Annotated in this window: 6 protein-coding genes; 3 read left to right on the top strand and 3 right to left on the bottom strand. The window is 57.8% G+C overall.

From position 1 onward, the window contains the following. Positions 1 to 56: 56 nt before the first annotated feature. Both fadD1 and fadD2 read right to left on the bottom strand, forming a co-directional pair. Positions 57 to 1,754, bottom strand: coding sequence for a long-chain-fatty-acid--CoA ligase FadD1 (fadD1, locus tag PMI37_RS16655; RefSeq protein WP_008082828.1), 1,698 nt, complete (start codon positions 1,752 to 1,754; stop codon positions 57 to 59). A 346-nt stretch (positions 1,755 to 2,100) separates the two neighbouring features. Beyond that, the gene (gene fadD2 / locus PMI37_RS16650) at positions 2,101 to 3,789 is read right to left on the bottom strand and encodes a long-chain-fatty-acid--CoA ligase FadD2 (RefSeq protein WP_008082825.1); all 1,689 of its coding nucleotides are present in this window, start codon (positions 3,787 to 3,789) and stop codon (positions 2,101 to 2,103) included. 199 nt (positions 3,790 to 3,988) lie between these two features. Between fadD2 and PMI37_RS16645 the strand changes: the two genes are divergently transcribed. Then, the gene (locus PMI37_RS16645) at positions 3,989 to 4,933 is read left to right on the top strand and encodes an alpha/beta hydrolase (RefSeq protein WP_008082822.1); all 945 of its coding nucleotides are present in this window, start codon (positions 3,989 to 3,991) and stop codon (positions 4,931 to 4,933) included. A gap of 43 nt (positions 4,934 to 4,976) precedes the next feature. After that, on the top strand, positions 4,977 to 5,447 hold the full coding sequence (locus tag PMI37_RS16640) for a MaoC family dehydratase (protein WP_003227420.1): 471 nt from the start codon (positions 4,977 to 4,979) through the stop codon (positions 5,445 to 5,447). A 139-nt stretch (positions 5,448 to 5,586) separates the two neighbouring features. Here the strand turns inward: PMI37_RS16640 and PMI37_RS16635 are convergent, their stop codons facing one another. Continuing rightward, positions 5,587 to 6,054, bottom strand: coding sequence for a ferritin-like domain-containing protein (locus PMI37_RS16635; protein ID WP_008082820.1), 468 nt, complete (start codon positions 6,052 to 6,054; stop codon positions 5,587 to 5,589). Positions 6,055 to 6,259: 205 nt separating this feature from the next. Between PMI37_RS16635 and PMI37_RS16630 the strand changes: the two genes are divergently transcribed. Next, a complete protein-coding gene (locus tag PMI37_RS16630; protein ID WP_003227425.1) occupies positions 6,260 to 6,496 on the top strand; it encodes a DUF3820 family protein in 237 nt (78 codons plus the stop codon). Positions 6,497 to 6,512: the final 16 nt, after the last annotated feature.

Raw genomic sequence — 6,512 nt, 5'->3', positions numbered from 1 at the left:
AGGCTGCGATCTTTTGATCTGCAACAAAAAGCCCCGCTGATGCGGGGCTTTTTGGTTTAGGCGGCGGACTTGGCCTTGATCTTCTTCAGCTCTTCATCGCGCAACTCGCGGCGCAGGATCTTGCCGACGTTGGTCGTCGGCAGCGCATCGCGGAATTCCACCGAACGCGGCACCTTGTAGCCCGTGACGTTGGCACGCATGTGATCCATCACCTGCTCTTTCGTCAGGGTGACACCCGGTTTGGCAACGATGAAAATCTTGATCGCCTCGCCCGACTTCTCGTCCGGCACGCCGATCGCCGCACACTGCAACACGCCCGGCAGAGTCGCCAGCACGTCTTCCAGTTCGTTCGGATAAACGTTGAAACCGGAGACCAGAATCATGTCTTTCTTGCGATCGACAATGCGCATGTAGCCGTCCGGCTGGATCAGCGCGATGTCACCGGTCTTCAACCAGCCTTCGCTGTCGAGCATTTCATCGGTGGCTTCCTGACGCTGCCAGTAGCCCTTCATCACTTGCGGGCCCTTGATGCAAAGCTCGCCAATTTCACCCAGCGGCTGCTCGACACCGGCATCGTCGATGACTTTGCACAGGGTCGACGGCACTGGAATGCCGATGGTACCGATCTGGATGTTCTGGATCGGGTTGACGGTGGCCACCGGGCTGGTTTCGGTCATGCCGTAACCTTCGCAGATCGAGCAGCCGGTCACCGCTTTCCAGCGCTCGGCAGCGGCCAGTTGCAGGGCCATACCGCCGGACAAGGTGACTTTGAGCGCCGAGAAGTCCAGCTTGCGGAAACCTTCGTTGTTGCACAGCGCCACGAACAATGTGTTGAGGCCGACGAAACCGCTGAACTTCCACTTCGACAGTTCCTTGACCATCGCCGGCAGGTCGCGCGGGTTGCTGATCAGGATGTTGTGGTTGCCGATCAGCATCATCGCCATGCAATGAAAGGTGAACGCATAGATGTGGTACAGCGGCAGCGGCGTGATCAGGATCTCGCAACCTTCATTGAGGTTCGAACCCATCAGCGCCTTGCACTGCAGCATGTTGGCGACGAGGTTGCGGTGGGTCAGCATCGCACCCTTGGCAACGCCGGTGGTGCCACCGGTATATTGCAGCACCGCAACGTCGCCGCTGTCCGGGTTGGCTTCGGCCACAGGCTGGCCCTGGCCTTTGCTCAGCACGTCATTGAACTTGACGGCCTTGGGCAAGTGATAGGCCGGGACCATTTTCTTCACGTACTTGATGACGCTGTTGATCAGCAGGCGCTTGATCGGCGGCAGCAGGTCGGCGACTTCGGTGACGATGACGTGTTTGACGCCGGTTTTCGGCACCACGGCTTCGGCCAGATGCGCCATGTTGGCCAGGCAAACGAGGGCTTTGGCACCGGAGTCGTTGAATTGGTGTTCCATTTCCCGCGCGGTGTACAGCGGGTTGGTGTTGACCACGATCAGCCCGGCGCGGATGGCACCGAAGACGGCTACCGGGTATTGCAGAACGTTGGGCAATTGCACGGCGATTCGATCACCGGGCTGCAAGTCGGTATGCTGTTGCAGATACGCGGCAAACGCACCGGACAATTCGTACAGTTCACCGTAGGTGATTGTCTTGCCCAGGTTGCTGAAAGCCGGTTTGTTGGCGAAGCGTTGGCAGGACTGCTTCAACACTGCCTGAATATTCGGGTACTCGTCTGGATTGATGTCGGCAGCAATTCCAGCGGGGTACTTATCCTTCCAAAAGTCTTCGATCATGGAAGCCCACTCCTCAGCAACGCGAATTCTTCACCGCATTTGATGCGATTATTATTGGTGTTTGTTTTGTATTGGTGAATCTGGCTTTTAGATAGGCCGAGAAGTCACAAAGCGCGCCGAGAGTAGCAGCTTTGCCGAGGGTCGACTAGAGCCAAAAGCGGCCCATACAGTCATGTTTGTGACTCAAGACTTGCTAACGGTCATTTTAGAGCAAAAATCCTATAACACTTTGAAAGCCCCGGAATTTGGGGCTTAGAAGCAAAAGATCGCAGCCTTCGGCAGCTCCTACATGGGATGTGTTTCCTGTAGGAGCTGCCGAAGGCTGCGATCTTTTTGTTTTCAAGCGTTAAGCGATATCGCGCAACTCACGGCGCAGGATCTTACCCACTGGCGTCATCGGCAACGACTCACGCAGCACGATGTGTTTCGGCACCTTGTATGCGGTGAAATTCTCTTTGCAGTAAGCCTTCAACTCTTCAAGGCTGACGCCGGTCTCCCGCGCTACCACAAACAGCTTCACCGCCTCGCCCGAGCGCTCGTCCGGCACGCCGATCACCGCGCAGTTGGCGACTTTCGGATGGGCCATCACCACGTCTTCGATCTCGTTCGGGTACACGTTGAAACCGGAGACGATGATCATGTCCTTCTTGCGATCGACAATCCGTACAAATCCGTCCGGATCGATCACCGCAATGTCGCCAGACTTGAACCAGCCCTCGGCATCCAGCACTTCGGCGGTGGCTTCCGGTTTGAGCCAGTAGCCTTTCATGATCTGCGGGCCCTTGATGCACAGCTCGCCGCGCTCGCCCATCGGCTGCTCGACGCCGTCATCGTTGATGACTTTGAGCAAGGTACCCGGCACTGGCAGGCCGACCGTGCCGAGGCGCGACTGGTCGCCATACGGATTGGTGCAGGCCACCGGCGAGGTTTCGGTCAGACCGTAGCCTTCGGTGATGCGGCAACCGGTCATCTGCTCCCAACGCTCGGCGGTGGCTTTCACTAGCGCAGTGCCGCCGGAGTTGGTGAGTTTCAGGCTGGAGAAGTCCAGGGTCTTGAAATCCGGGTGCTCCATCAGTGCGACGAACAGCGTGTTCAAACCCAACAGTGCCGAGAAACGCCAGTTCTTCAGCTCTTTGATGAAGCCGGCAATGTCGCGCGGATTGCTGATCAGTACGTTGTGGTTACCGGAGACCATCATGCACATGCAATTCGCGGTGAAGGCATAGATGTGGTACAGCGGCAGCGGCGCGATCATCACCTCCTGACCTTCGCGCAGCAGTGGCTGACCGTCCGGCCCGAGCTGCGCCAGACACGCACGCACTTGTTGCATGTTCGCCACCAGATTGCCGTGGGTCAGCATCGCGCCTTTCGCCAGGCCGGTGGTGCCACCGGTGTATTGCAGCACGGCGGTGTCGTCGAGACTGACCTTCAACGGCTTGATGCCCAGGCCACGGCCCATGCGCAGCGCGCTCTTGAAGGAGATCGCTTGCGGCAGCGAATACTCCGGGACCATTTTTTTCACTTTGCTGACCACGGTGTTGACCAGCCAACCCTTGGCGGTGGACATCAGGTCGCCCATCTTCGCTTCGATCAGGTACTGAATGTCGGTGTCGGGCAGCACTTCCTGGACTTTCTGGCCGAACATGTTCAGGTAAACCAATGCGCGCGCGCCGGAATCCTTGAACTGGTGACGCATCTCCCGCGCGGTGTACAACGGGTTGGTATTGACCACAATCAGCCCGGCGCGTAACGCACCGAACACCGCAATCGGGTAATGCAGGACGTTGGGCATCTGCACCGCAATGCGATCGCCCGGCACCAGATCGGTGTGCGCTTGCAGGTAACCGGCGAAGGCGGCGCTCTGGCGTTCGAGTTCAGCGTAGGTCAGGGTCACGCCCATGTTGCTGAACGCCGGGCGATCCGCGAACTTCTTGCAGGAACGTTCAAACACCTCGATCACCGACTTGAACTCGCCCATGTCGATGTCCAGCGGTACGCCGGCCGGGCGCTTGTCGTTCCAGAAATCAGGTTGCATTGTTCTTGTCCTCTTTACCTGAGCCGATCCGGGCCGCTTTCTGTCATTTCTGAAAAAGCGGAGCTTCACGGACACTAGCAGTTATGGCCATTGAGGCAAATACGGGCAAAGCCGTCATTGATCGTGTGAATCTTCGTGCCGTGGCGTGGGCTGATCAGACGCGCTATACAATGTGCCGACTCAGAGCAAAGGAATCGCCATGACCCACGACACCCTATGGCTGGACGCGAGTGACCGCAGCCGCCTGTACGTCAATCGCTGGCTGCCTCGCGCGCCGCTCAAGGCGGTGGTTCTGCTGGCCCATGGCATGGCGGAACACAGCGCTCGGTACGCGCGTTTGGCCGACACGTTTTGCGACAAAGGATATGGGGTGTACGCCGCGGATCTGCGTGGACATGGCAAAACTGCCGATCATGGGACGCTCGGGCATTTCGCCGATGAAGACGGCTGGTGCAAAGTCCTCGGTGACCTTGCCAGCCTCAATCAGCACATCGGCCAACAGCATCCCGGCGTGCCGATCATCCTGCTCGGCCACAGCATGGGCAGCTATCTCGCCCAGGGTTATCTGCTGCACCACAGCGCCAGCCTGCATGGGGCAATTCTCAGCGGTTCGAATTTCCAGCCGGTGGCGCTGTATGGCGCGGCGCGGCAGATCGCCCGCCTGGAAAAACTGCGGCAGGGCGGCAAGGGTCGCAGTGCGCTGATCGAGTGGTTGTCGTTCGGCTCGTTCAACAACAAGTTCAAGCCGGTGCGCACACGGTTCGACTGGCTGAGCCGCGACCCGGCCGAAGTCGATCGATACGCCGCCGACCCGCTGTGCGGCTTCCGTTGCACCAATCAGCTGTGGATCGACTTGCTCGGCGGCTTGCAGCAAATCAGCAAAGCGTCCAATCTCGCCCAGATCGACCCCGGCCTGCCATTGCTGGTGATCGGCGGCGAATGTGATCCGGTGAGTGACGGCAAGCGTCTGACAGATCTGGCCAACGCATTGCGCACAGCCGGCAGCCAGAACCTGCAACTGCAGATCTACCCGCAGGCGCGGCACGAATTGTTCAACGAAACCAACCGCGACGAAGTGATCGCCGATGTGCTGGCCTGGATTGATCAGGTCCTGAGCCATCCGCGCCCTCACCGCAGCGAATAAATTTTTTGTGGATTGATTTGATCCATCAGAGGAATCAAGACCGATGACCCAGGTTACCAACATCCCTTACGAAGCCCTTGAAGTCGGCCAGACCGCCAGCTACAGCAAGACCGTCGAAGAGCGTGACATTCAGCTGTTCGCCGCGATGTCGGGCGACCACAACCCGGTGCACCTGGATGCCGAGTTTGCAGCGGCCAGCATGTTCAAGGAGCGAATCGCGCACGGCATGTTCAGCGGCGCGCTGATCAGTGCCGCGGTGGCGTGCGAGCTGCCTGGGCCGGGCACTATTTATATCGGTCAGCAGATGAGCTTTCAGAAGCCGGTGAAAATCGGCGACACGCTGACCGTGCGACTGGAAATTCTCGAGAAGCTGCCGAAGTTTCGTGTGCGTATTGCTACTCGCGTGTTTAACCAGCGTGATGAGTTGGTGGTGGACGGTGAGGCGGAGATTCTGGCGCCGCGCAAGCAGCAGACTGTAACGCTGCCGACGTTGCCGGCGATCAGCATTGGCTGATTGAAAAGATCGCAGCCTTCGGCAGCTCCTACAGGGGAATGCGTCCCTGTAGGAGCTGCCGCAGGCTGCGATCTTTTGCTTTCAAAACACCCATAAAAAAACGCCAGACTAGCTGGCGTTTTTTGTTACTGGCGTACGCTTACGAGCGTGCGCGAGCCTGGTTACGCAGGGCTTTCACCTGGTCGTGGTTGCGCTGTACGCCGTGGTATTGGCGTTCAACCAGGTCACGAATGCCCACCAGGTTGTGCTTGTTGATTTTCTCGATGGCTTCACGATAAGCCTTCAGGGCGTGGTCTTCACCGCGCTCGGCTTCGTTCAGTACAGCCTCTTCGTCTTTGCCGGTGAACATGGCTTTGACGTCGACCCAGCGACGGTGCAGGTCACCGCTGACGCTGGTAGAAGTTTCCGGATCACCGCCCAGCTTGCGAACCTCGGCCTGCAGTTCAGCTGCAGCGGTGGCGCAATCGGCAGAGCGAGTCACGAACAAGGTTTTCAGTTCTGGGTGCTTGATGTCTTCGGCGCAAGTCTTGAACCCTTCCTGACCGTCCTTGCTGGTTTCAATCAGGTCATTGAGTACAGAGATGGCTTCTTTATTAACGTCGGTCATTTTTCAATTCCTTGCGATCGGTGGAAGATGCAAGGGATATTGCAGTGTGCGTGCCAGTTTTTTCAAAACCAACAAACCCTTATAAATCAGCAACTTAAATACAATTGAACTATCTGTATTGCGGTTATTTGCATGATCTGTCATTTGGCCTGCATGCAGAATGCCTGTATTTTCCAAGCTGATTTGAAGCCAGACGATCTCATTGATGAATCCCGAAAAACTCGAACTGCTGATCACCCGCGAAATGCCCTTCGGCAAATACAAGGGCCGGATCATTGCCGACCTGCCGGGGCCTTATCTGAACTGGTTTGCCCGCGAAGGTTTTCCCCATGGCGAACTCGGTGGCCTGCTCGCTTTGATGCAGGAGATCGACCACAACGGCTTGTCTGACTTGCTCGAACCGCTACGCGCCAAACATGGCAAACCTGCCCCGCGCCACTGAAGCGCCCTCCTCTATA

The organism is Pseudomonas sp. GM80 (assembly GCF_000282515.1).
Taxonomy (GTDB): Bacteria; Pseudomonadota; Gammaproteobacteria; order Pseudomonadales; family Pseudomonadaceae; genus Aquipseudomonas.
The sequence above is the reverse complement of the archived record's forward strand: the minus strand, read 5'-3'. Positions and strand labels throughout refer to the sequence as shown.

What these genes read in the sequence shown, in the direction of transcription:
- fadD1 (WP_008082828.1), bottom strand. Translation starts at nt 1,754, where the DNA reads ATGATCGAAGACTTTTGGAAGGATAAGTACCCCGCTGGAATTGCTGCC.
- fadD2 (WP_008082825.1), bottom strand. Translation starts at nt 3,789, where the DNA reads ATGCAACCTGATTTCTGGAACGACAAGCGCCCGGCCGGCGTACCGCTG.
- PMI37_RS16645 (WP_008082822.1), top strand. Translation starts at nt 3,989, where the DNA reads ATGACCCACGACACCCTATGGCTGGACGCGAGTGACCGCAGCCGCCTG.
- PMI37_RS16640 (WP_003227420.1), top strand. Translation starts at nt 4,977, where the DNA reads ATGACCCAGGTTACCAACATCCCTTACGAAGCCCTTGAAGTCGGCCAG.
- PMI37_RS16635 (WP_008082820.1), bottom strand. Translation starts at nt 6,054, where the DNA reads ATGACCGACGTTAATAAAGAAGCCATCTCTGTACTCAATGACCTGATT.
- PMI37_RS16630 (WP_003227425.1), top strand. Translation starts at nt 6,260, where the DNA reads ATGAATCCCGAAAAACTCGAACTGCTGATCACCCGCGAAATGCCCTTC.